General features: G+C 38.4%; 28 protein-coding genes and 1 tRNA gene. 23 read left to right on the top strand and 6 right to left on the bottom strand.

Annotated elements, in window-relative coordinates; genetic code table 11:
- Window positions 1-16: 16 nt before the first annotated feature.
- Genes OW157_RS01895 through OW157_RS01875 form a run of 5 tightly spaced genes read right to left on the bottom strand, consistent with a single transcriptional unit; the run spans window position 17 to window position 4,086 of the window.
- Entirely contained in the window at window positions 17-325 is a 309-nt protein-coding gene (locus OW157_RS01895; RefSeq protein ID WP_268751639.1) for a V-type ATP synthase subunit F, read from the bottom strand.
- 2 nt (window positions 326-327) lie between these two features.
- Entirely contained in the window at window positions 328-771 is a 444-nt protein-coding gene (locus OW157_RS01890; RefSeq protein WP_268751638.1) for an ATP synthase subunit C, read from the bottom strand.
- A 21-nt stretch (window positions 772-792) separates the two neighbouring features.
- On the bottom strand, window positions 793-2,730 hold the full coding sequence (locus OW157_RS01885; RefSeq protein WP_268751637.1) for a V-type ATP synthase subunit I: 1,938 nt from the start codon (window positions 2,728-2,730) through the stop codon (window positions 793-795).
- A complete protein-coding gene (locus OW157_RS01880; RefSeq protein ID WP_268751636.1) occupies window positions 2,730-3,764 on the bottom strand; it encodes a V-type ATPase subunit in 1,035 nt (344 codons plus the stop codon). Before OW157_RS01880 ends, OW157_RS01885 begins: the two co-directional genes overlap by 1 nt.
- Window positions 3,757-4,086, bottom strand: coding sequence for a hypothetical protein (locus OW157_RS01875; RefSeq protein WP_268751635.1), 330 nt, complete (start codon window positions 4,084-4,086; stop codon window positions 3,757-3,759). The genes OW157_RS01880 and OW157_RS01875 overlap by 8 nt, the downstream gene beginning before the upstream one ends.
- 202 nt (window positions 4,087-4,288) lie before the next feature.
- On the opposite strand from OW157_RS01875, the gene comGA reads away from it, so the two are divergent.
- From comGA to hflX, 18 genes are all read left to right on the top strand, one after another.
- The gene (gene comGA / locus OW157_RS01870) at window positions 4,289-5,371 is read left to right on the top strand and encodes a competence type IV pilus ATPase ComGA (RefSeq protein WP_268751634.1); all 1,083 of its coding nucleotides are present in this window, start codon (window positions 4,289-4,291) and stop codon (window positions 5,369-5,371) included.
- Window positions 5,361-6,389 carry a competence type IV pilus assembly protein ComGB gene (gene comGB / locus OW157_RS01865; RefSeq protein ID WP_268751633.1) on the top strand — a complete coding sequence of 343 codons (1,029 nt, stop codon included), beginning with the start codon at window positions 5,361-5,363 and terminating at the stop codon, window positions 6,387-6,389. The genes comGA and comGB overlap by 11 nt, the downstream gene beginning before the upstream one ends.
- Entirely contained in the window at window positions 6,390-6,695 is a 306-nt protein-coding gene (gene comGC, locus OW157_RS01860) for a competence type IV pilus major pilin ComGC (RefSeq protein ID WP_268751632.1), read from the top strand. It begins immediately after the preceding gene.
- Between the two features lie 30 nt (window positions 6,696-6,725).
- The gene (locus OW157_RS01855; RefSeq protein WP_268751631.1) at window positions 6,726-7,151 is read left to right on the top strand and encodes a hypothetical protein; all 426 of its coding nucleotides are present in this window, start codon (window positions 6,726-6,728) and stop codon (window positions 7,149-7,151) included.
- Window positions 7,129-7,413, top strand: a complete 285-nt coding sequence (locus OW157_RS01850) for a hypothetical protein (RefSeq protein ID WP_268751630.1) — start codon at window positions 7,129-7,131, stop codon at window positions 7,411-7,413. Before OW157_RS01855 ends, OW157_RS01850 begins: the two co-directional genes overlap by 23 nt.
- Before the next feature lie 129 nt (window positions 7,414-7,542).
- Window positions 7,543-7,866 (top strand): competence type IV pilus minor pilin ComGF, encoded by a 324-nt coding sequence (locus OW157_RS07605; RefSeq protein WP_417882746.1) that lies wholly within the window; start codon window positions 7,543-7,545, stop codon window positions 7,864-7,866.
- The gene (locus OW157_RS01845) at window positions 7,815-8,483 is read left to right on the top strand and encodes a hypothetical protein (protein WP_268751629.1); all 669 of its coding nucleotides are present in this window, start codon (window positions 7,815-7,817) and stop codon (window positions 8,481-8,483) included. The genes OW157_RS07605 and OW157_RS01845 overlap by 52 nt, the downstream gene beginning before the upstream one ends.
- Before the next feature lie 119 nt (window positions 8,484-8,602).
- The gene (locus OW157_RS01840; RefSeq protein ID WP_268751628.1) at window positions 8,603-9,682 is read left to right on the top strand and encodes a M24 family metallopeptidase; all 1,080 of its coding nucleotides are present in this window, start codon (window positions 8,603-8,605) and stop codon (window positions 9,680-9,682) included.
- A gap of 36 nt (window positions 9,683-9,718) precedes the next feature.
- A complete protein-coding gene (locus tag OW157_RS01835) occupies window positions 9,719-10,096 on the top strand; it encodes an Asp23/Gls24 family envelope stress response protein (protein ID WP_268751627.1) in 378 nt (125 codons plus the stop codon).
- A 13-nt stretch (window positions 10,097-10,109) separates the two neighbouring features.
- Entirely contained in the window at window positions 10,110-10,667 is a 558-nt protein-coding gene (nusB, locus tag OW157_RS01830) for a transcription antitermination factor NusB (RefSeq protein ID WP_268751626.1), read from the top strand.
- Window positions 10,668-10,728: 61 nt separating this feature from the next.
- The gene (locus OW157_RS01825) at window positions 10,729-11,577 is read left to right on the top strand and encodes a bifunctional 5,10-methylenetetrahydrofolate dehydrogenase/5,10-methenyltetrahydrofolate cyclohydrolase (RefSeq protein WP_268751625.1); all 849 of its coding nucleotides are present in this window, start codon (window positions 10,729-10,731) and stop codon (window positions 11,575-11,577) included.
- Window positions 11,570-12,922 carry an exodeoxyribonuclease VII large subunit gene (xseA, locus tag OW157_RS01820; RefSeq protein ID WP_268751624.1) on the top strand — a complete coding sequence of 451 codons (1,353 nt, stop codon included), beginning with the start codon at window positions 11,570-11,572 and terminating at the stop codon, window positions 12,920-12,922. Before OW157_RS01825 ends, xseA begins: the two co-directional genes overlap by 8 nt.
- Before the next feature lie 3 nt (window positions 12,923-12,925).
- Window positions 12,926-13,189, top strand: coding sequence for an exodeoxyribonuclease VII small subunit (locus tag OW157_RS01815; protein ID WP_268751623.1), 264 nt, complete (start codon window positions 12,926-12,928; stop codon window positions 13,187-13,189).
- Window positions 13,186-14,073: a polyprenyl synthetase family protein gene (locus OW157_RS01810; RefSeq protein WP_268751622.1), complete on the top strand. Its 888-nt coding sequence runs from the start codon at window positions 13,186-13,188 to the stop codon at window positions 14,071-14,073. Before OW157_RS01815 ends, OW157_RS01810 begins: the two co-directional genes overlap by 4 nt.
- An 11-nt stretch (window positions 14,074-14,084) precedes the next feature.
- Window positions 14,085-14,903 carry a TlyA family RNA methyltransferase gene (locus OW157_RS01805; protein WP_268751621.1) on the top strand — a complete coding sequence of 273 codons (819 nt, stop codon included), beginning with the start codon at window positions 14,085-14,087 and terminating at the stop codon, window positions 14,901-14,903.
- Between the two features lie 21 nt (window positions 14,904-14,924).
- Complete coding sequence (gene recN, locus OW157_RS01800; RefSeq protein ID WP_268751620.1) at window positions 14,925-16,619, top strand: DNA repair protein RecN; 1,695 nt, start codon at window positions 14,925-14,927, stop codon at window positions 16,617-16,619.
- A gap of 12 nt (window positions 16,620-16,631) precedes the next feature.
- Window positions 16,632-17,582 carry a tRNA (adenosine(37)-N6)-dimethylallyltransferase MiaA gene (miaA, locus tag OW157_RS01795; protein ID WP_268751619.1) on the top strand — a complete coding sequence of 317 codons (951 nt, stop codon included), beginning with the start codon at window positions 16,632-16,634 and terminating at the stop codon, window positions 17,580-17,582.
- Window position 17,583: 1 nt separating this feature from the next.
- Window positions 17,584-18,807: a GTPase HflX gene (gene hflX / locus OW157_RS01790; RefSeq protein ID WP_268751618.1), complete on the top strand. Its 1,224-nt coding sequence runs from the start codon at window positions 17,584-17,586 to the stop codon at window positions 18,805-18,807.
- A gap of 299 nt (window positions 18,808-19,106) precedes the next feature.
- Here hflX and OW157_RS01785 read toward each other — a convergent pair.
- A tRNA-Arg gene (locus OW157_RS01785) sits at window positions 19,107-19,180 on the bottom strand.
- A 271-nt stretch (window positions 19,181-19,451) separates the two neighbouring features.
- On the opposite strand from OW157_RS01785, the gene OW157_RS01780 reads away from it, so the two are divergent.
- The 5 genes from OW157_RS01780 to OW157_RS01760 all read left to right on the top strand — a co-directional run bounded on the left by OW157_RS01780 (window position 19,452) and on the right by OW157_RS01760 (window position 24,171).
- Window positions 19,452-20,099, top strand: a complete 648-nt coding sequence (locus OW157_RS01780) for a hypothetical protein (protein ID WP_268751617.1) — start codon at window positions 19,452-19,454, stop codon at window positions 20,097-20,099.
- A 100-nt stretch (window positions 20,100-20,199) separates the two neighbouring features.
- On the top strand, window positions 20,200-21,144 hold the full coding sequence (locus OW157_RS01775) for a YihY/virulence factor BrkB family protein (RefSeq protein ID WP_268751616.1): 945 nt from the start codon (window positions 20,200-20,202) through the stop codon (window positions 21,142-21,144).
- A 2-nt stretch (window positions 21,145-21,146) separates the two neighbouring features.
- Complete coding sequence (locus OW157_RS01770) at window positions 21,147-22,442, top strand: FtsW/RodA/SpoVE family cell cycle protein (protein ID WP_268751615.1); 1,296 nt, start codon at window positions 21,147-21,149, stop codon at window positions 22,440-22,442.
- Entirely contained in the window at window positions 22,442-22,741 is a 300-nt protein-coding gene (locus OW157_RS01765; RefSeq protein WP_268751614.1) for a glycine cleavage system H family protein, read from the top strand. Before OW157_RS01770 ends, OW157_RS01765 begins: the two co-directional genes overlap by 1 nt.
- 347 nt (window positions 22,742-23,088) lie before the next feature.
- Complete coding sequence (locus tag OW157_RS01760; protein ID WP_268751613.1) at window positions 23,089-24,171, top strand: BMP family lipoprotein; 1,083 nt, start codon at window positions 23,089-23,091, stop codon at window positions 24,169-24,171.
- Window positions 24,172-24,189: the final 18 nt, after the last annotated feature.

Below are 24,189 nucleotides of genomic sequence, written 5' to 3'. Positions count from 1 at the left end.
TGACAACGGCTCCTTTCTATAATTGGATACCAATTGCTGATTGAATGGTGTCAGCAATTTGATTGTTCTTTTCTTGCCATTCATTAGGCCCTAATACAGCAGTAATAAGTGGGGTTGACTGGTTAAAATGCACCTCATTGATTAGGTCTTGATTTTTTTCAATGAGCTTAGGGGAAATCAGCATTAAAGCAATGCTGTCATTGGTGACCAAGTCGTTAAAAATTTTGGTAAAGTCATCTTTTTCAGTGACTAATTTCCCATCCACACCACTTAAACGCATGCCTATTAGGGTATCTAAATTATCCGCTAAGACAAACTGTTTCATAATTATAATTGTCCTAAGATCATGAAGGAGATAATTAAACCATATAAGGCAACCCCTTCAGCAAGACCAACGAAGATAAGGGAACGACCGAAGATTGAACCATCTTCTGAAATTGCACCTAAGGCAGCAGAAGCAGCAGAAGCAACGGCAATACCGCCACCAACACAAGATAAACCAGTAGATAAGGCAGCAGCGATATAGCCAAGACCAGTAGCCAAGCCAGCTTCTGCAGCAGCGCTTGTTTCAGCCGCTTCTACAATACCAGGGTTATAAGCAATGATTGTGGCAATTAAGATACCAGCAACCACAAAAGCAATATTAGTGAAGAATGATTTCTTGTAACGTGTTTTAGTTTGTTTACCAGCAAAGAAGTAACCATAAGGTAATACAAATCCTAGAACAAAAGTTGCTACCATTACTAATTTAATCATTACATTAATTGTCATTTTTATCTCTCCTATTTTTTATTATTTTACCAATGTGTTTTTAAATTCAATACCGTCACCCTTGTAGAAGTGACTAAAGATTTCATAAAATTCCAAACGAAGCACTTGGATAGCAACAACCAAGCCTTCAAAACCGATAACGAAGAGGTTTCCTAGTAAAATAACTAGCCAGTTGATAGAGCCTCCGTTTTCGGCACCAGCAAACATTAAAACAACTCCCATCATGGCACCATGGCTGATTGCGAAGGCACCAACCCGGACAAAGGAAATTGAATTAGAGAAGTAGGTTAATAAGGTTTCAAAGGTTTCAAAGAAGACCGTTAATAGTTCAATGACAAGACTGTCACCATTTTCTTCTTTTTTATCTTCTAACTTAGCAATAATTTGTTCCTTAAAAGCGATAATCGCTAATGATATAGCGAGAATAGCTACCAATAAGGCAGAAGCAGGAATTGGATTATTCGTCATATATAACACTAAGATTAATACCATCGTTCCGTAAAAAATCAATCCTGCTAAACCATTCTTATCTAGCAAAGCGTTCCAACGGTTACCATTTTTGAATTCTTGGATAATATTCATGGTCATTGTCAAAATAATTAAAAATAATCCAAAGCATACAGCCACAATAAAAACTGTATTTAATCGCCCAAAGAAAGGAATTTCAGTCATGGCTGCCATGGGTCTCAACCATAATGCAGGTAAGACATCTTCAAAGCCAAAAATGGAACCATAGAGGAAGCCAAAGAAGGTAGAAGATAAACCCACTGCGGATAACATCCCTAAAGGCCGCAACTTAGGATTGAAAACACCAATTAAGCCTACTAGGAAGAGGATAAGGCCTTGCCCCACATCACCAAACATAGCACCGAATAGTAAGGTGTAAGTTAAGGCAACTAAGATTGTAGGATCCATTTCACGATAATTCGGTACACCATACATCTTAGTTAATAGCTCAAAAGGGCGGACAAACAGATTATTTTTCATCTTAGTTGGTGGTGTCTGGTCTTTATTGTCTTCGTCATCTTCAATATACATAGAGATAGATTCATCATCTGCCACTTCATGTTCTAGTTTAATGGCATCGTCATGTTCCATCCATCCTATAAGCAGATAACGTGTTTCCTTTTGGGCAAATTCTTCCCGTGTAATCGCCGCGTATTTACGTACGCCATATGCACGAGACAAGTCTTCCAAACGGCTTTGGGCAGCCATTAAGTCAGGGACCACTGGCGTAATTAAAGCCCGCAATTGCATCTTAGAATCTTTGATTTGTTTATTAAGGTTTTGTGCTTGGTTAGAGTAGGCTTGGTAAATACTTTTAAGCGTACCAGTTTCTTCTGGTAGGTAAATTCGTTCCCAGGCGAGTGAGAGATAAAGAGCATCCACTCTTTGACGGGATTCTACTGGGGTAAAGTAAACGCCATAAACATAACCATCTACTTCTTTGGCAGGAACAAAGATAGAAGGGACCATCCGATCAATATACTTTTTGAATTTTAAATAGTTCTCTTTGGTAAAACGTCCAAAACGGAACTTGATATGAGACATCGCTAGGATTTTTTCCATTGGGAAGTTTATCCCAATGAACGGAGCAAAGGCATCAGCCTTGGCCTTTGCGTCATCATATTCGGCTTGTAAGTGTTCTAGTTCACTTTGTTCTTTGACCAGAGAAGAATCGATTTCAGTGACTAAGTTCTTAGCTTGTTCAAAACTATAAGGACGGTCTAGATGTTGGTGGTCATTGCTGACATGAGTTAAATCAAGTAATTTAGCAATTTTCTCTAACCATGGTTCGTAAGGGTTAGGACTAGTATAAGGCTTTAGGGTCGATATTTCTGATAATTCTTTTAACGCGTTGACGAGATGGATTTCATAATGGCTAAGATATTGATCTGCCATTCGGTCGATATCGTCACGCGGACCGGTAATGTTTACCAAAGTCATTTTAGTAATCATTAACTAAAGCTCCTTTCTATTGGTGAGTAATGTTTTAAGGCAACTTGTTCAATTTTGTGGGTGATTAGTCGGGTTTCAGCCAACTTGTCATCTAGATAATTGATCATTTCAAATAGGGTGGTTGAATGTTGGCGGGCAATGCCCTTACGTAGATGAGTGAGATAGCTTTCTTGCTTGCCTTGTAAGCTGGCTAAATCATTATCATTAGTAAATACCTCCTCATAACCAATTCTTTGAATGATTTCGTTAAATTCTCTGATGGAATTAGCATTAATCAGTTGATTGCAGATTTCATCATCCACACGATAAGACTCAGGAATCAGTGATTCTAAAATTTTGCTGTCGTCAACATGATAATAAAATTTCAACCGGTAGATGGTATTGATATTCAATAAATCAAACTCACTGCCATAGAATTTTTTGAATTCCCGCAAGTCTTTCACTGAGAAGATTTTTCTAGCCCCTTGCCATAATTTTTTAGCCACAAATTGGTCTAAAGAACTCTCGAATAAATAACGGTTATAGTCATTTTCTTGGAATAAGTGGGCATTATTTGCAAAGAAGGGGGCATAGATAGACTCATCGAAACAAGCGATGCCTTGACTAATTGATTTAGCCATTAATAGCTCAGTCATATTAATATGCTTTTTGTCTTCTAGAAAATGGCTGAGTTGGTTTAAGGTTAAATCGGCTGTTTGCTTTTGCGATAAGTTTTTAAATAGCCGTTTAATAATATGGGCTTCATAGGTCATTATATATAATTTCAAAAATTGTCGCGTTTTTAAATCTGAAAAACGATAAAGTTTAAGAAAATCAGTAAAAAAGCTCATTTCCAATAAGTATTCTAATTCTTCGCGCCCACTAGATTTGAGGTTAAGTTCTTTAGCTGCAGCTTGGAAGGATTTATTTGTCATTAGATAACGATAAATATCATCCAAATTATTATGGGCAATCACGTCATCTAAGTCGGATTCTTTAATCATCTGACTACGCATGGCTTTGAGCTTAGTTTTAACGGCAGCATCGTTACTCATTATGGTTCACTCCTAGGGCCTTTACTTTGGCCATAAAGTTAGCAACATACTTAGGTTGATCATTTTCAACCGCCTGATTAATCTTTTGCATATCATCGGAGAACTGTTGAGTCATTTCTCCAATAACAGCTTCACGCTCTTGACTAGCTTGGCTATGATAGTTGGCTAGCTTTTCTTGAAAATCCGCTTGAAATTGGGCGTCCAATTGTTTTTTACGGTCTTCAAAATCATGTTTAAGATTAAGCTTATGGTCCGAAACGCCTGCTTCGTGGCCTTGTGCTTTCATTTCTAAGTCATACAACTCTTCTAAAATGGCATCCATATTATCCCTCCTTTTGAATTAAGTCATTGTTGACTGAATTAACATTAGCTCATTTCAATTTGTGAACCAAATTTTATTCTTCTATAGTATGCAAATCTATGCATTTTAATAAGATTAGCTTGTTTTTGCAATAATTTTTTGGGTTAAATCAGTGAAAAAATACGTATTTATAAGTGACCGGTCAAAAAAAGGAGAGAATGTCATGCAAGTAAAGTTTGAAGAATGGCTAAATAAGGCTCGACAGTGTCACTGTGATGATATTCACATTAACCCTGGAGAAGATGGCTATCAAGTATTCATTCGCTATCGAGGGAAGTTGAATCTAGTAGAAGAAATGACTCTGGATCAAGGAAGCAAGATGATTCGCTATCGAGGGAAGTTGAATCTAGTAGAAGAAATGACTCTGGATCAAGGAAGCAAGATGATTCGCTATATTAAATACATTGCCAATATGGAAGTTGGAGAGCGACGCCGTCCTCAAGATGGCGGTTTGCTTTATTCTTTGGCGGATGGTCAAAATGTTGAACTAAGGATTTCTACCATTGGCAATTATTTGCTCCAGGAATCTTTGGTAGTGCGTTTATTGCATCAAAATCATAGCTATTGTCCCAAGACCAATGATGTGAATAGGGAAGATTACTTGGCTTTAGAACAGGCAATGCAACGAAAAAGTGGATTAATAATTTTTTCAGGACCAGTGGCTTCAGGTAAAACGACAACCATTTATCAACTTTTAAGACAGGCCTATCAAAAACGCAAGCAGCAGGTTATTACTATTGAAAATCCAGTAGAAATCAAGGAATCTGCCTTTCTACAAACAGAGGTGAATCCTAAAGCGGGAATAGACTATGACCATTTGATTTCAGCCTCCTTACGGCACCATCCTGATATTCTAGTAATTGGTGAAGTCCGCAATGAACATACAGCTAGGATGATGATTCGGGCTGCTTTGACTGGGCATTTAGTTTTAGCCACCATTCACGCCAAAAACACACGCGGGGTCATCGGTCGTTTAAAAGAATTGGGCATTACTAAGGAACAATTACGACAAACTTTATTAATGGTGACCAGTCAGCGCTTGTTGCCTAGTGCCCAAGTAAACGACCAGCAAATGGTCATTTATGAGCGTCTAGATGGGGAAAACTTACTCTTGGCAGTGAATAATCAAGCTTTTACCAAAAACTTCAAATCGCTCAATTATAAATTAAGGGAGGCAGTTGCTAGTGGCTATATCTCAGAGCAAAGTTACCAATACCACCACATTGAAGACTCTTTTGACGACTAATATTGGTAGGGTATGGACGCAAAGTTTTCAAAGTGAAATCCTAAGTTATATTGCTGAGATGCTGGCAGAAGGTTTTTCTTTATTAGAAACTTTAGCCTTTATCAAGTTGGTTTATCCACAGCAGCGAGCTGTTTTCTCAGCTATGGAAGAGGACTTGGCTAATGGACAATTCTTTTATACAACTTTATCTTTGATGAAAATTAGTCCTGATGTGGCTTTTCAGATTGAAATCGCAGAGAAACATGGAGACTTTGCTAATAACTTGTTGAAGATTGCTCAATATATCGGTGAAAAAGATCGCCAGCGTCGTCAACTGATAGGGATTCTCTTATACCCCTTTGTCTTATTTTTCCTACTGATTAGTTTAGTTTTTGGGATTCGCCTCTTTCTCTTGCCCCAATTGGAAAGCTTGCAAGGAAACCTGGAAACAGGGTCGGCTGCCTTAGTGATTAATTTCTTGCGACACTTTCCGCAAATTGTTTTATTGACTCTAATAACTGGTTTACTTGTCTTTTTAGGCTACTCCTTGTGGAAAAGACAAGCTAATCCCTTAGTGAAGAGTCGCTTCTATACCCGCTTACCTATAGTAGGAAAGTTATTTCGCTTATATTATACCTATTATTTCGCCAATGAATTTAGTCAACTCTTGCAAATTGGCTATTCTTTGCAATTGATTACTGTGACTTTTCGTGATCAAAATCGCGTCGCCTTTCTATCGGCGTTGGGTCATTACCTAGACCAGAAGATGCAAACTGGAGAAGGTTTCGCTGATAGTATTGATCAACTAGGTTTATTTAATCGTGAATTCGCAGCTATCATCCGTCAAGGAGAGCTGTTAGATTTACTAGCTATTAAAACCCGACTTTATAGTCAAAAAGCTCTGGCTAGTTTTTATCGGGAAATCAGTCAATTAGGCAAGGTCTTGCAGAATGTTTTATTCGTTTGGGTAGCACTGACTGTTGTAATGGTGTATTTGATTTTAATGTTACCAATGTTAACTATGATGGGAGGACTTTAAATGAAGAAATTATTGAAGAAAGTACGTGAAAAGAATAGAAAGAAAGGGTTTACATTGATTGAGATGTTGCTAGTTTTGTTCATAATTGCTGTGCTCTTACTATTAATTTTACCTAACATGGCTAGTCAAAAGGACAATGTCCAAGCCAAGGGAGACGAAGCCTTACAAACCACCTATGACTCGCAGGCATCACTCTACCAGATGGACCAAGACGTTACTAGCAAACCCAGTGTGGATACTTTGCAAAGTGCTGGATATTTAACCGATAAACAGGCTAAACGGATGAAAGAAATTGGTGTGGAATAGTAGGTTAATTTAATAGGAAGGTGGGGAAGGATGTTAAATAAAAAAGCATTTACCTTAATAGAAGTATTATTAGTATTATTTACCACATTATTGCTTATCACTTTGACTCTTCCCCAATTCACTTGGACAGCAGAGGATTACCATGCTGAAGTTAAATTACGGGCGGTCATGGATTATTATAGTTTTTTAAATAAACAATCGAAATTAAAAAACGAAGCATTTTTCATGGAAATCAATAATCAATACATTCGTTTTTACCAAGATAAAAATCAGCAAGGACCTTATGATCGACGCTATGAATTTCCTGATTCTTGTCGTTTTAATCGTTATCAACGGGTTAATATCTATCCAAAGCGATTCACACCACCAACAACTATTAAACTTAATACCCCACGTGGACAAAAAGTGATTACCATTCAATTAGGAGGACACTATGTTTTTAAAGACAGCCCTTAACCGCTCAGGTTATCTATTAGCTGAAGCTGTTATCAGTTTCTATTTATTAATTTCAATTGCTTTAATTGTTTTAAGTACAAGTTTAACTAGTAGTCAAGAATTCCAATGGCGTCGACAAGAATTGAGTCGAAGTCGACAAGTATATGAAGCCAGTCACTTACATAGGGATAGCCAGTCGGAAGAGGGGGATAAGATTGAAGTGGATGCTAAGAAAGGGCAAATTAGCTGGGGAGGAAAGCCGCTTATCTACCGGGACCAGTAAACAAGGTTTTACATTAGCTGAAGCATTATTGGCCTTATTTATTTTTTTAGTGATCCATACTTTCTCTCTACAGCTTTTAAATGCCCAATATACTTTCAATCAAAATTTGACCGATTATTTTGGCACTGACTGGGATTTTTTGTTTATCAATTACAATCAGATGTCAACCAAGCTCAAAGTGTTGAGAAACGAAGATCTAATCGTTTTGTGATTCGTACTCAAGCGAATCAAGTCATTAGTTTTGAACATTATCAGAATAAAGACTCCCAAATGATTCGACGGCGGGTTAATGGGAGTGGCCATCAACCGATGCTTTTGGAAGTGGCATCTTTTCAAGTAAGCGAAAGTAAGGAGGCGTATGATTTGGCGGTGGTTTTTATCAATAAGGAGGCTTATCACACATGCATTCCCAAAAACAAAGTAAATCAGGACACATCCTTGCTTACACCTTAATCGTTTTAACTTTTTTGTCGAGCCTATATTTAATTAATTTGTCTTTGGCTACTGGAAAGTTAGCAGAAATGGAGACGATGCGGGCCAGCTACCAAGCCATGACCTTAGCTGAACTATCACGTCAGACCTTATTAGCTGAAGAAGAGGAGCAGTTAGCCTTGCAGTCGAAAACTGTGTCAGAAGAGAAAGCATCAGGTGCTTTGCCAACCACTCAAGAGGAAAAGGCTGAAGAATCAGATTTGACTGATAAAGAAAATGTAGACGGCAAGTCTAAGCCTTATACCAAGCGAGAGGACAATCATCAGAAGACAGGTTCCCAGATTAAAAACGATGATGAAGCTGAAGCGAATGACATAGTTAAGCGAGTTAAGGACCAAGAAGAAAGTTTGGAGGATTCCTCTATAAAGGCTGTTGACTTAATCGTTACTCAAGCAGAAGGCAATGAAAAGCAAGATGAGGAATATCAAGTTGAAGATGAAGAAAAAGTAGAAGTAAAAATTGATCACCAAGATTGCATTCATAACTATAATATAGGAAGAGTTAGGTGCCATTATGATAATGGTTGGCAATTTGACGTGATGCTTTATGACTTAACAATAACTTATCATAGTCGTTGACAATGTTAGCTTGCTAATGCGAATCAGTCTAACTTATGGTATACTTAAAAACGCCTATAGAATATAGAGGCGTTTTTATTCATGGATAAAAACGAAACAGATTTAGAAGGTGACTGATTTTGGAAAAAAGAGTAAGAGCACTACAAGCAAATATGGCTAGTGAAGGATTGGGCGCTTACTATGTGATTAGTCCATTTAACCTACGCTACATTAGTGGCTTTACTGGCACTAGTGGTCGGGCCCTAATTACAGCGAACAATGCTTATTTTATTACTGACTTTAGGTATCAAGAACAGGCTAAGAGCCAATGCCAAGGCTTTGAAGTGATTATTGCAGGCGGATCTGCTGGATCATCTAGCCCCTTTAAAGTCATTCAAGATATTGTAAGCCAAGAAAGTGTTTCGCGGATTGGTTACGAAGAAGAACACATCACTGTGGCTGATTTTGATGAAATTGAAAGTCTTATTGATGCTGATTTCGTTCCGGCTTCTGGAATGATTGAGATTCTACGCCAGGAAAAGGATGACCAAGAAATTGCTTTGATTGAAAAAGCCTGTCAGATTGCAGATGATGCCTTTAGTTATATCTTAAATCACATTAAGGTAGGCGTCAGTGAAATTCAAATTGCTAATGCCCTAGATTTTTATATGCGTGAACAGGGGGCATCTGGGGTCTCTTTTGAAACTATTGTTGCTTCCGGTCAGCGGTCAGCCATGCCCCATGGAGTGGCAAGCAGTAAAAAGATAGCTCAAGGGGATTTAGTGACTCTTGACTTTGGTTGCTATTACCAAGGCTATGCCTCTGATATGACTCGGACAGTAGCTGTTGGGGACATTGATAGTCGTTTAGAAGAAATCTATCAAATTGTTTTAGATGCCAACCAATTAGTAACTCAAGAGCTAAAAGCAGGGATGACCGGCAAAGAAGCTGATGCTATCGCTCGTGATTATATTAGTCAACACGGGTTTGGTAATCAATTTGGTCATTCGCTAGGACATAGTTTTGGTTTAGACATTCATGAAACTCCAAATTTAGGTCCAAATTCAAACCACCTTTTGAAAGCAAATCAAATTGTTAGCAATGAACCAGGGATATATATTGAAGGTTTAGGTGGCGTGCGGATTGAGGATGATTTATTGCTTACGGAATCAGGTAACCGTCCTTTAACCCATTCACCTCGTCATTTAATCCATTTGTAAACATTACATATTAAAATTGCTTAAAGGAGGATCATTATGTCAACAAATAAACAAAATAACCAACAATGGGACGATAGTCAGTTAGGTGATATTGATATTTCTGCCCAAGTGATTTCTGGTATTGCAGTGGAAACAGCTAAACAAATTCCTGGCGTTTATGCGGTTAAGCGACCAAACAATAATTTACAAAGTTTATTTACTAAGGAAGAAAGTGCCTTTCTTTACGAAAATGATACTGACCATATTTCCTTAGACATGGCGGTGGTCTTAGATTATGGGGTTTCTGTCCCTAATGTTTGCTTTAATCTTCAAGAAGCCATTACTGAACAAGTGGCTAATATGACTGATATTGAACTAGCAGAAGTTAATATCTCAGTGATTAATCTCAATATCAATAAAGAATTAGTGAAGTAGGTGACTGGTAACATTGCAAAATTCCCAAATACGTGAACTCGCAGTTTTATTTCTTTATGAGCATGATATCAACCAAGATTCCGACTTGACAGCTTCTTTCCAGTATTATTTAGCTAATCGTGATTTATTGGTGCAATTTACCCAACAATCAGAAATTGGTGACGAGGAGTTTGAGCAGTTAAGTAATCATCTGACGCCGATTAAAAAAATAGAACAAGTAAAGGACCTTTCTAAGAGTAACTTTACTGACCTCAAGAATGATGTCAGTAAAGAAGGTATTCCTCCTTATTTAGTCGAACTTATTACGGGTATTCATAACCACCAAGAAGAGTTAGACCAAATGATTGACGCACATATTCAAGGGCGATGGTCAGTGCAACGTTTAGAAAAAATCAATCTTCAAATTTTACGTTTAGCAGTCTATGAAATGTGCTATAGCTCTGAAGAAGTGGTTCCTAATGTGGTGGCCCTATCGGAAGCTTTGGAATTAGCTAAATGCTATTCCGATGACGCATCAAGAAAATTTATTAATGGTGTATTAGCTAATATTCTAGCTGATTTGGACCAATAACAGGTAAAGGACTATGTTGGCATTTGTCAATCTAGTCCTTTTAAAAAAGATAGGTGACAAAATGACAATAATTAATTCTAAATCTCTAGTAGAACGAGAAGTCAGCCTTATGCAAAAACAAGTGGCTCAACTGCGAACAGCTGGCATTGTGCCCAAAATCATTACCGTCTATGTGGGGTCCGACCCTGCTTCTTATACCTATTCACGGCAAAAGCAAAAATTTGCTAGTAAATTAGGGATTGATTATGGGATTAAAGAGCTCGCAGATGATGCGAGTACAGAAGAGGTTCTTGCTGTGATTGAGCAATTGAATAATGACGAGAGTGTGCAAGGAATTATGGTAGAAATGCCTCTGCCTGATCATATCGATCGTAAACGTGTGGTCTTAAGTATCTCGCCCAATAAAGATTGTGATGCCATTCATCCTGCCCACTTGGGTAATTTGCTCACCTATTCGCCAACCCGAATTCCCAATACTCCCTTAGCTGCCATTTCCTTGTTGGAGGAAATTGGCACAGATTTTAAAGGAAAACATGCCGTCATGGTCGGTCGGTCAGCTATTGTCGGTAAACCTTTGGCAGAATTACTTTTACAAAAAGAATGTACGGTGACCTTATGTCATCGTCAATCACAGAATCTAAAGGCAATGACACAAGCAGCGGATATTTTATGTGTCGCAATCGGTTCTCCCGAATTTATCACTGGAGATATGGTTAAGGAGGGAGCCATAGTGATTGATATTGGAATCAATTTTAATGACCAAGGAAAATTAGTAGGAGATGTCGATTTTGCGTCGGTTGCCCCTAAAGCCAAAGCTATTTCCCCCGTTCCTGGTGGGGTAGGTCCGGTGACCAATGTCATGTTGTTTAAACAATTTGTTGATAAATTAAGGGCGGAATGTTATGGATAAAGACCAATATTTGACAGTGAGCCAGCTTAGTCATTATATTAAAGCAAAGTTTACTCGTGATCCTTATCTGGAACGGGTGCTCTTGCGTGGGGAAGTATCAAACTATCGGAAACGCCCCAATGGCCACCAGTACTTTTCATTAAAAGACGATAAAGCCTTGATTGCTGCGGTCATGTTTAAAAACCAATTCCAAAAATTAAAATTTAATTTGGAAGTTGGAATGAACGTTTATGTCGTGGGTCACGTGGGGGTTTATGAAGGTAACGGGGCTTACCAGATATATATCGATGACATTTTACCGGATGGCCTGGGCCAATTCTATCAAGCTTTTGAACAATTAAAAGAAAAATTAGCCAAAGAAGGCTTGTTTGATTTTGACCATAAGGCTATCCCATCCTACCCTAAACGAATTGCTGTTGTAACGTCTGAATCTGGTGCGGTTATACGTGATATCATTACTACTGTTAAACGCCGCTATCCGATTGTTCAACTTAATCTTTATCCTAGTCAAGTTCAGGGCGCTAAAGCGAAAGATAGTTTAGTCGCTAATTTGAAACGAATTGCCCAAAATGATTACTATGACCTAGTGATTATTGGTAGGGGAGGAGGCTCAATTGAAGATCTCTGGCCCTTCAATGAGGAAATAGTCGTGCGCCAAGTTGCGGCCATGCCAATTCCAGTGATTAGTTCAGTGGGGCATGAAACCGACACCACCTTAGTGGATTATGTGGCAGATGTAAGGGCAGCGACACCAACTGCTGCTGCTGAGATTGCTACCCCTGTTTTGCGTGACATGTTATTGAAAATAAAAGACTGGCAAAGGCGCATTTATCAAGCAACCAACCAGGAAGTACTAGATTATCGCAAACGTTTGCTGAAATTACAGTCGGCCTACTTCTTTAAGGAGCCTCAACGCTTGTATGAAATTCAAAATCTTCGTTTAGGCCAGACCAATCAAGACTTATTATTCGCCTTGCAAGGGCAATTGACTGATAAAAAAGATCGTCTCAATAAGCAGGTGCGCGGTTTAGACCAGGCGAGTCCTAAGGAAATGCTTTGGCAAGCAAAAAAAAATCAACAAAGCTTACATAGAGATTTACATTCATCAATTCAAACAAGTTTAACTAATCAGTCCCATCGCTTACAGGCCTTGATCAAGCAATTAGATGCTTTGTCCCCATTAAAAGTATTGGGTAAGGGTTATGCTTTTTTAGCCAATGACCAGGGTCCTGTTCACTCAGTGAGTCAAATTGATATTGGTGATCGCTTGAAGATTCATCTAGCTGATGGGAAAATTTATGCAAATGTAACTGCAAGTTCTAAAAACAAGCAAAAAAAGGAGTAAAATATGGCTGTAGATACCAGTAAAATGACCTTTGAAGAAGCGATGGAAGCCTTGGAAAAAATCGTAGAAAAATTACAAAATGGCAATGTGCCTTTGGAAGAATCTATGGCTGCCTTTCAAGATGGTATGGTGCTAAGTCAGTTCTGTAGCCAAGAGTTGGCCCAGGCAGAAGAAACCATGACTAAATTAGTGGCAGAAGATGGGTCTTTAAAAGATTTTGATGCTAGTGACTCCAGTCAAAGCCATAGAAAAGAGGAAGAAAAATGAAACTTGGACAATTTAGTGACCTGACTATTGCTGACTTTAATGATTACCTCGATCAGGTCTATCAAAATAATTACTCCAATAAAAATTTAGTTTATTCTATGCGTTATTCCTTGGCTAATGGTGGTAAACGGATTCGTCCCCTTATGGTATTAGCAACCCTAAAAGCATTTCAAGGACCGGTTGACCAAGGCATGGCGGCTGCAGCGGCTTTAGAATCAATCCATACTTATTCCTTGATTCATGATGATTTACCGGCTATGGATGATGATGATTATCGGCGTGGACAGCTGTCTAACCATAAAGCCTTTGATGAAGCTACTGCTATTTTAGCCGGAGATGCCTTATTAACTCATGCCTTTTACATTATAAGCAATGATGATCGAGTGGATTCTGACACAAAGAAATTAGCCTTAGTGTCTCGACTCAGTGAAACAGCTGGGATGTTAGGCATGGTTGGTGGTCAAATTAATGATATTTTGGGTGAAGGTCTGGAGCTCAATTTGGAGGAACTTCAGGCGATTCATGATAAAAAAACAGCTGCCCTCATGCGCTTTGCTCTCGAAGCGGCCGCTATTATTTTAGATTTAAGTGCGGATATCCGCTCAGAACTTAGTCACTTTGCCTCCCATTTTGGCTTGGCCTATCAAATTCATAATGACTTACAAGAAGTCTTATGGACCGACGAACAAAGAGGAAAGCAAGCAGCTTCAGATGAAAGCCATGAAAAAAACACCTATCCTGCTCTCTTAAGCACTCAAGGGGCTAAAGATAGCTTACAAGCTGAAATTGACACTTGCCAAGCTAGCTTAGCTCGGATTAAAGAGTATAATGCCGATTTTGATAGTGACTTGATGGCAGGATTCCTTGATTATTTAAGCTTATAAGGAAGTGACTTATGGACAAAGAACGTGCAGACATTTTAATGGTCAAACAGGGCTTGGCGCCTTCTCGTGAAAAAGCTAAACGCTACATCATGGCTGGACAAGTTTATACTGACAAGCAAGAGCGGGTTGATAAAGCTGGGGAAAAAATGCCTATCAACTGTCGATTAGAAATTAAAGGGGATGATTTCCCATATGTTTCGCGAGGCGCGTTGAAATTAATGAAAGCCAAAGAAAATTTTGCTATCGATTTTTCAGATAAAATCATGCTGGATATTGGCTCTTCAACAGGTGGCTTCACTGATTTTGCTTTGCAATCAGGGGCTAAACAGGTCTACGCTTTAGATGTAGGTACTAACCAATTGGATTGGCGTTTACGACAAGATGAACGGGTGATTGTCATGGAACAAACTAATTTTCGTTTTAGCCAACCAGAAGACTTTACCGCTGGTCAACCAGAACTGGCCAGTATCGATGTATCCTTTATTTCACTGGGGTTGATTTTACCTCCTTTACATCACATATTAAAAGTTGGGGGTCAAGTAGCTGCACTGGTAAAGCCACAATTTGAAGCGGGTCGGGACAAGGTAGGTAAAAAGGGGATTGTTAGAGACCCAGCTACCCATAAAGATGTTTTGGACCATGTATTAACGATTGCTAAGGATACAGGGTTTATTGCTAAAAATCTTACCTATTCGCCAATTACAGGTGGAACAGGCAATATTGAATTTCTACTTCATTTAGAAAATACCGCTGCTGATCTAGGGGAAATTTCCGACACGATTGTTGTTGATGAGGTAGTTAAAACTGCTCATCAGACCTTGTTAGTTTAAGCTCATAAGAAGGTGATAATTATGCTTCAAGTGCTAGAAATTAAGAACTTTGCTATTATTAACCAAGTTGCCATTGATTTTTCAGAGGGAATGACGGTATTAACAGGAGAAACTGGTGCCGGAAAATCGATTATTATTGATGCCATTGGTCAATTGATGGGTGGTCGTGGTTCGACTGACTTTATTCGTTACGGCGAGGATAAGTATCAATTAAGAGGGACCTTCTTCATGCCTGATATTAATGAGGAGGGTCGAGCTTTTCTCGAAGATAATGACATTCCCTTTGATGACCAGCAATTATTAATTCAACGAGAATTAAACCAAACGGGAAAAAATGTGATAAAGGTTAATGGGGTATCATTGACGGTTAGCTTACTAAAATTATTGGGACAATTTATTGTCGATATTCACGGACAGAATGAGCACCAATCCTTGATGCAGGCTAGTCGGCATATTCATTTACTTGATGCCTTTGCTCAAGAAACAGCCCCTCAAGTTTATACTGATTATAAAGTCAGCTATGAGGCCTATCGAGACAGCAAAGAAGCTCGTGAAAAAGCCAGCTTGAACGACCAGGAAACGGCCCAACGGATGGACTTGCTCGCCTATCAAATTAACGAAATTGACCAAAGTCAGATTCAAATAGGTGAAGAAAGTCAATTAAATGAAGAACGACAACAAATGCGCAATTATGAAAAACTAGTGCAAGCTTTAAATGCTAGCAATCAAATTCTGACTGACCAAGAGGTAAATGTGCTTGATTTATTGGCTAACGTCATTAATGAATTGGCTAGTATTTCCTCTATTGATGACCAATACGAAAATGCCTATGACCAAGCTAATTCGGCCTATTATAGTTTACAAGATTTAGCTTCTAGCTTGCGAGCCAGTCAAGATAGTCTTTACTATGATCCGCAACGTTTGGATGATATAGAGGCACGTTTGCAATTATATAGTCAGCTTAAGCGTAAATATGGCCCAGATGATAAAGCTATCCTGGCCTTTCGTAACCAGGCCCAAGTTGAATTGGAGAAATTAGAAAATCTTGACTCCTATCAAACGGATCTGGAAGCCAAGTATCAAGAAGCCAAAGAAAAAGTATTGGCACAAGGCCAAAAACTTCACCAAGTCAGAGAAAAGGTGGCCCAACAATTAAATCAGGCCATAAACCATGAATTGGCAGCTCTCTATATGGAAAAAGCTGAATTTAAGGTTGCTATCCAAATGGGAGATACAATTCATGCCAATGGTTTAGATCAGGTGGAATTTTTAATTAAAAGTAATGTTGGGGAGCCTTTTAAAGCACTCGCTAAGACCGCCTCAGGTGGGGAATTGTCGCGTTTAATGTTAGCAATGAAGACAGTATTACAAAGTCAGCAAAATGTTACGGCAATAATTTTTGACGAAGTAGATACTGGAGTGTCAGGACGCGTGGCGCAAGCCATAGCCAATAAGATGGCAGAGATTGCTTTTCATGCCCAAGTCTTATGTATTAGCCACTTGCCTCAAGTAGCAGCTATGGCAGATCACCATCTCCATATCCAAAAACGAGAAGATAAAGAGCGTACCGTTACCGAAGTCAAAGAGTTGACATCAAAACAAAGGGTAGGAGAAATTGCTCAAATGACAGCGGGCACCCAGCTTACCCAACATTCCTTGGAAGCGGCTTCCGAACTCTTAGATTATTCTGAAGAATTTAAAGCGAAACGTAGGTGAGGGCACAAGCATATGACAAAAGAAAAATTAATTGTAATCACTGGTCCCACTGCAGTAGGGAAAACGGCGCTTAGTATTTCAATTGCCCAAGAATTTAATGGGGAGATTATTAATGGGGATTCCATGCAGATATATAAGGGCTTAGATATTGGTACTGCTAAGGCAAGCCCGCAAGAACAAAGGCAAGTCCGTCATCATCTCATCGATATTCGAGAAATTTGGCAAGGCTATTCAGCTGCTGATTTTAAAACAGATGCCCGGCAAGTTACCAAGCAATTATCAGCTCAGGGCAAGCTTCCAATTGTTGTTGGTGGTACCGGTCTTTATCTGGAAAGCTTTCTCTATGATTTGTCATTGGGGCAGAGTGTTTCTCCTCATCCTCATTTTAGACAAGCAATGTATGACCTTGCCAATCAAGAAGGGAACCTAGCTGTTTATCAGCGTTTACAAGCCCTCGATCCCCAAGCAGCAGCGCGTGTTCATCCCAACAATCTAAAACGAGTCATTCGAATGTTAGAAGTCGGTACATTTTCCAATCAGCTCTTTTCCCAACAAGAGGAAACGCACAATAATCATCAAAGTCCTTATGACTTATACGTTATAGCTTTAACAACAGAACGACAACTGCTGTATCAACGAATTAATCACAGAGTCGATTTAATGATTAAAGAGGGCTTAATAGAAGAAGCCCGTATGATTTATGAGGCCAACTTAGATAAAGAAGCACAAAGTATGAAAGCAATTGGTTATAAGGAATTTTTCCCTTATTTTGCCGAAGCAATCAGCTTAGAACAGGCTAGCCAACAGCTAAAACAAAATTCACGTCGTTATGCCAAACGTCAGGAAACCTGGATCCGTAACCGGATGACCAATGTTCATTCATTTAACTTAATAGAAGAACCTGAAAGTCAAGCTGTCTTAATGACAGAAATTGCTGACTTTTTAAGGGATAAGAAGGAGTAATATGCAAAAAATTGTAACTGTCGGACTTCAAAACCAAGAAACCAGCGATGCACGCTTTGCCATGCAAATGATTGAGCTAAAAGAACTGGTTGACACCGCAGGAGGTCAAGTTGTGGCTGAAGTCACGCAAAAACGGGAGAAGATTGATAACCGTTTTATTATTGGTCGGGGTAAATTAAACGAACTAGACCAAATTAGTCAAGCCTATGAAGCTGACATGGTCATCTTTTACCAACAAATGAGTCCATCTCAAAATAATAATGTCCAAGCCGAATTGGATATTCCTGTGATTGACCGGGTGCAATTAATATTAGATATTTTCGCCCAACGTGCCCAATCCGTGGAAGGAAAGCTCCAAGTGGCACTCGCTCAAAATGAGTACCTATTACCCCGACTATCAGGTTTTGGGCAAATGATGTCGCGACTAGTTGGAGGAATCGGTAGTCGAGGCCCTGGGGAAACAAAACTCGAACAAGACCGCCGAGTTTTACGTAAAGAAATTCAAAAAATCAAGAAGGAATTGGCAGAAGTTGAAGCCCATCGTGAACGGACACGTGAAAAAAGAAAAGCTTCCTCAGTATTTCAATTAGGCTTAATTGGTTATACTAATGCTGGGAAATCGACAATTATTAACAACATTTCTAGTGCTGAAACTTATCAGGCAGATCAATTGTTTGCTACGTTGACACCTTTGACACGAACGTTTTCACTGCCCAACCATTTTAAACTCACTATCACTGATACAGTTGGTTTTATCCAATACCTACCACCAATGATTATTGACGCCTTCCATTCAACTTTGGAAGAAAACCGACAAGTTGACTTACTTTTAGTTGTTGTGGATGCTTCTTCTCCCTATGCAGCTGATCAGGAAGCGGTGGTGAAAGACCAATTAAAAGAATTGGGTATGGATACGATTCCGGTGCTATTTGTGTATAATAAAGCAGACCTACTTGAGAATAGCGACCAAGGCAAAATTTTATTTAGCCAACCCTCAGTCTTTATTTCCGCTCAAGAGGAAGAGGGCATTGAGGCTCTTATTACAGGGATTGTTGATCAAATGAAAACACAATATGATTATTTAGAAATGACTGTCTCGCCAGCAGAAATAAACCGCTGGATTAAGGATGCCGATATTCTATATATTGAAGAAATGCGTTTTGATAAAGATAAGGATAATTACCACGTGAAGTTTTATAAACCTAAAGACTATCTTTTAGGATAACATTTCTACAATCAAAAATTATTTTATGATAAAAAGGATTGATGTTTTAGAATAAAAAATCATCAATCTTTTTTAATTTTGCCCCAAAATTGTGAATTTCTTTTATAATTTAGTTGAAAGATAGTAATGTGGGAGATTGAATTTCTGGTGAGGAATGGTTATGGAACTATAGGGTGTAAAAATTAGTGTGTAAACATTTGTCCAAACATTCACTTTAATGATATATTTCAGTGATAAGTGAAAATATTTTAAGCATAAAAAAAACCGCCAAACCAAGGTTTGACGGTGAAAAGAAAAGATCTTGAGAGTGGGATTCGAACCCACGACCTACGGTTTAGAAGACCGTTGCTCTATCCAGCTGAGCTATCCCAAGAAGTATCGATAACTACTTAATTATACGCTTAAAAGCGAATAATTTCAAGACAATTATTTTAATCGGTAAATCTATAAATTTTAGTTTTTAAAATCTATAGTCTTAAATGACCGTTCTAGATAAAGTGTAAATGTATTATTTTGCACATTAAATTATTGAAATATAATGCGAGGAAAGTTAATAATTAGTAAAGAATCAGTCTTGAAGATGATGATTTGACCAAGCTATGATAAACTATAATAAAGAAAATAGTTGAGAGGATATGAAGATTATGAAGAAAAAATACTTAAAATTACTAATGGCCTCTTCTGCAGTATTAGCTTTAGCTGCTTGTTCTAATGACGATAATGAGAATGTAGCTTATTCAAACGAAAGCGAAAAATCTGGTCAAGTGAAACCGATTGTCGAAAGCAATGAAAGTAAAAAGCAAATTAATGAATCTAGCGAAGACCAAGACGATTCTGCTGTAGATGAAAACCAAGTAGCCGATGGTCAAAATGAGGTTGAATCAACTGCTAGCGAATTTTCGCCAGAAGAAGAATCAATTATTAGTGAACCAGTGCCTGAGGGTCAGGCACAAGTTCAAAGTGATACAGATGACACCAGTGCTGTAGAATCTACTGAAGCTGACGAAGAAGCACCTGAAGAAAACTATGATAATGCCCGTGCCAGTGAATTGCTTGCAGAAGCAGCGCCGTTAATTCATGAAGCCTCTGATGATGTCTTTAAAGCTGAAGGTTATGTCTTTATTCCAATGTTACTGAATGATAATTTAGTACAGATTGATGTGCGTAAACAGGCACCCGATGATCAAAACCATTCTAACTTGATTACTATTTACCGTTATGATAGTGTGCATGGTCACCTTATGGAACAAAACATTGTTGATGCTAATTGGAAGAATGTCACTCCTTCCTAGTATTTAGTAAAAAACTGTGGTGATTTATCATTTGTTGTAGATAAATCACCACCTTTTTTTATATAATATTGTAATGATAGAGGAATTAGGGAGGATTTCTATGAATTTTAAGAAGATACAGGTACGTTTGCCAATTGTAATGGATAGTGTGACCCAGGCAAATGTAGCGGGATCAGCAGCAGAAATGTCTTATTATTTGCTGTTAGCTTTGTTTCCTACATTATTGATGGTTGCTAATGTTATTCCACTTTTACCTTTAGACCAAGACATGGTAGTGTCACTTTTTCAGGAATTCTTACCTGAGCAGATTTCGGCTTTGCTAGTGCCTACATTGGAATCTTATTTATCTAATAGTCATCCAGAAATCGTGTCTGTTGGGTTTATTTTATCCATTTGGTCGGCTTCGGTAGCCTTTAATACCTTACAAAATGTCTTAAACCGGGTTTATGCAGTCAATAATACGACAAACTTTTTTATTACCCGAGCCTTATCCTTTCTTTTGGCTCTAGCTTTAGTAGTGGCAGTTGGTTTGATGTCTATTATTTTTGTTTTTGGTCAGACAATTTTGGAGAGTCTGAGTCCGATGTTTCCTATATCGGAAGAGATTTTATCCATATTTTCGTCGCTACGGTGGCCGGTTTTATTAGTCGTATTACTATTAATGTTTATTTATATTTATCAGTTTATCCCCCAACATCACTATAAGCTTGTTCATAATCTTCCTGGAGCTATTGTCGCTTCTTTGTTAATGCTATTATTATCAAGTTTCTTTAGCTTGTATGTTCAGTATTTTGGGGGAACATCAGTATCTAATGGGACTATCGGAGTCTTTATTGTATTAATGCTTTTTCTATATTTTTCGGCGATGGTGATTGTCATTGGTGCCTTGTTGAATCAGATTATTTACCAATTGACCCATATGGAAGAATTTATGGTAGAGCCTAAACCGGCCCGTTACTATCAGTCAGATAATTATCAAACCCTATATGAACATGAAATTTACCGAGGCAATCTACCTCGTTCCAATTCATTTAAGGAGGAATAGGCTTGGATAACAGAAGAACATCCAACCAAAGAACTAAGCAACAAAGTCATTCTAATAGCCGGATTGATATTCCTATTTTAACAGTTGTGGCCATTTTGGCTGTTGTGTCAATGTTGACGATTTTCTCAACGACATATTTACAACATTCTAACGCTTCGTTGATGCCAACCTTGATGCAGGGAATTTGGTATGTTGTTGGTTTTATCTTGATGTTTATTGCCATGCAATTTGACCATAAAAGTTTATATGATTTTGCAGTGATTGCCTATTTTATAGGTCTAGCGCTTTTGATTCTGGTACTAATTTTTTACGATCGTGAATTAGCTGTTACTAATGGGGCAAGGTCTTGGTTTAGTATTGGCCCCTTTTCATTTCAACCTTCAGAGATAATGAAAATAGCTTATATATTGATGATGGGACGTTTAGTGTCCCAATACAATCATCAAGGGAGTCAAGATCAGATTGATGCCATGAGTCGTAAAGACCGTATTCGTTATGATTTCTCTTTTTTAGTCAAGCTCTTTTTTTGGACCTTGCCCCCTTTATTACTCGTTATTTTACAAAATGACTTGGGTACGACCTTGGTATTCATGGTGATTTTTGTCGGGGTAGTCCTAGTATCAGGAATTACTTGGCATATTATTGCACCAGTAGGTCTTTTTTTAGCCCTTATTGCAGTTATAGTTCTGTTATTGGTCTTCTACAATCGTGATTTTCTAGAATTTCTAGGCTTCCAACCTTACCAGTTTGCACGGATTGATTCATGGTTGAATCCTTTTGGAAACACTGCTAATGAAAGTTATCAATTAGCTCAAAGTTTGAAAGCAATTGGCTCTGGCGGTATGTTTGGTAAGGGATTAGGACAATTTGAGGTCTATGTTCCCGTTAGAGAATCGGATATGATTTTTGCGACCATTGGAGAAAACTTTGGTTTCATCGGCGGGGCGGTCCTAATATTACTTTATTTCATTTTGATTTATCAGATGATTTCGATTTCTTATCAAAGTCACGATGCTTTTTATGCAACTATGGTAGCGGGTATTGTGATGATGTTGACTTTCCATATCGTAGAAAATATTGGGATGTCGGTGGGACTCTTACCCTTAACTGGTATTCCTCTGCCTTTTATTTCTATGGGGGGAACATCGCTAATTAATAATATGTTGAGTGTTGGCCTCGTTCTATCGATTAAATATCAGGAAGAAGCCACAGCAAGTGATTTAGAGAAGAATTGGCTTGTAAAAATTGTACGAAAGTTGAATCAATTATTACCAGCACAGCTAAGGGAGGAAGACTAATGACAAAAAAAGACTTTTGGTTTAAAGAAGAAACTGACGGGACTACTCGCATCGGTTTAAGCCGTGAAGGTGCAGATACCATTGGTGATGTCGCTTATTTTGCTTTTAGTGTACAAGATCACTTGGTAGAAAACGAGGATTTCTTTTCAGTGGAAGGGTCGAAGGCTGTGACGGACTTTTTGGCGCCAGTTTCAGGTGAAATTGTTGCTAAGAATTCTCGCTTAGAAGATTATCCCGAAGAGTTGAATAGTGATGATCCGGATAAAAATTGGTTGCTTGTTATTGATCCTAATAAATAGCTTCCGTTAAGTTATGAATAAAAATATTAAACTAAATCGACCAGTAAAATGTACTATTGAAGAGGGTGTGACGAAAGTCATAGCCTCTTTTTTTTAGCGTGTGTTTAATTGCTAGCCTGAATAAACACGAATATTAAATTAGTAAATCACTTCAAAGTAAGAAAACGCTTTATAGATAGGGTGATATATGATGAAGAAGGATTTAAATAGTGGTGTAAATTAGTAAAATCCGAACGTTACAAAATTGAAATGTAAAAATATTCGCTAATGTCTAGATTTTTCCTCAGAAATAAGCTATAGTTACTAGTGTAAAAAAGCTATTAATTTGAATTTTGGGGAGGATACAAATGAAAAAGAGTAAAGTGTTTAGTTTTGGTTTATTGACTTTATCATCAGCTGTTTTATTAGCGGCTTGTGGTGATTCAGGTAATGGTGGGTCTTCTGATGGGGGAAGTTCCGACCAGGGCCAAACTAAAGTTGCTTTCTTAACGGACCAAGGTGGGATTGATGACCGTTCATTCAACCAATCTGGTTGGGAAGGGCTAGTTGCTTGGGGTGAAGAAAATGGTCTGTCTCAAGGGGAAAGTTATGAAGTCTTCCAAGGCAAGAGTGATGCGGATTATATCCCTAATATCGATCAAGCCATTAATAATGGCTATAATGTGGTTGCTGGAGTTGGCTTTAAATTAAAACCAGCCATTGAAGAAAGTGCATCATTAAATCAAGATACTAACTTTATTATTGTTGATGAAGTGATTGAGGGACAAGACAATGTGGCTTCTGCTACTTTCCGTGACCAAGAATCTGCCTACTTAGCTGGTGTTGCAGCGGCTCATACAACTCAAACGGACAAAGTAGGTTTCATTGGTGGGGTACGTGGTGCTGTTATCGATGAATTCGAAGCTGGCTTCAAAGCAGGTGTTGAAGCTGGTGCTGAAGAATTAGGCAAAGATATTGAAGTTGTTGTCCAATATGCTGATGCTTTTGATGCGCCAGACAAAGGGCGTTCAATTGCCCAGGGAATGTACGGACAAGATGCTGATATTATCTATGCTGCTGCTGGTGGTACTGGTAATGGTTTGTTCCAAGAAGCTAAAGCAATCAATGAAGCTGGGGACAAACAAGTTTGGGTAATTGGTGTTGACCGTGACCAAGAAGCTGAAGGAGCATATACTGATGCTGATGGTAATGAAGGTAACTTTACCTTAACATCAACCACTAAAAATGTTGGTGAATCAATTGTTGACTTGGTAGAAGCTGCTGATAATGGTGAATTTCCTGGTGGCGAAGTGGTTGAATTTGGTTTAGCCAATGAAGGCGTTGGGTTAACTGAAGGCCAATTGAGTGATGACGCCAAAGACGCTGTCAATAAAGCGAAAGAAGCTATTACTAACGGCGATATTGAAGTGCCAACTTCACCAGAGAACTAAGGAAGAATCTATAGGAGT

Source organism: Aerococcus kribbianus, from assembly GCF_026805545.1.
GTDB lineage: Bacteria > Bacillota > Bacilli > Lactobacillales > Aerococcaceae > Aerococcus > Aerococcus kribbianus.
This window is presented reverse-complemented; position numbering and strand designations above follow the sequence as displayed.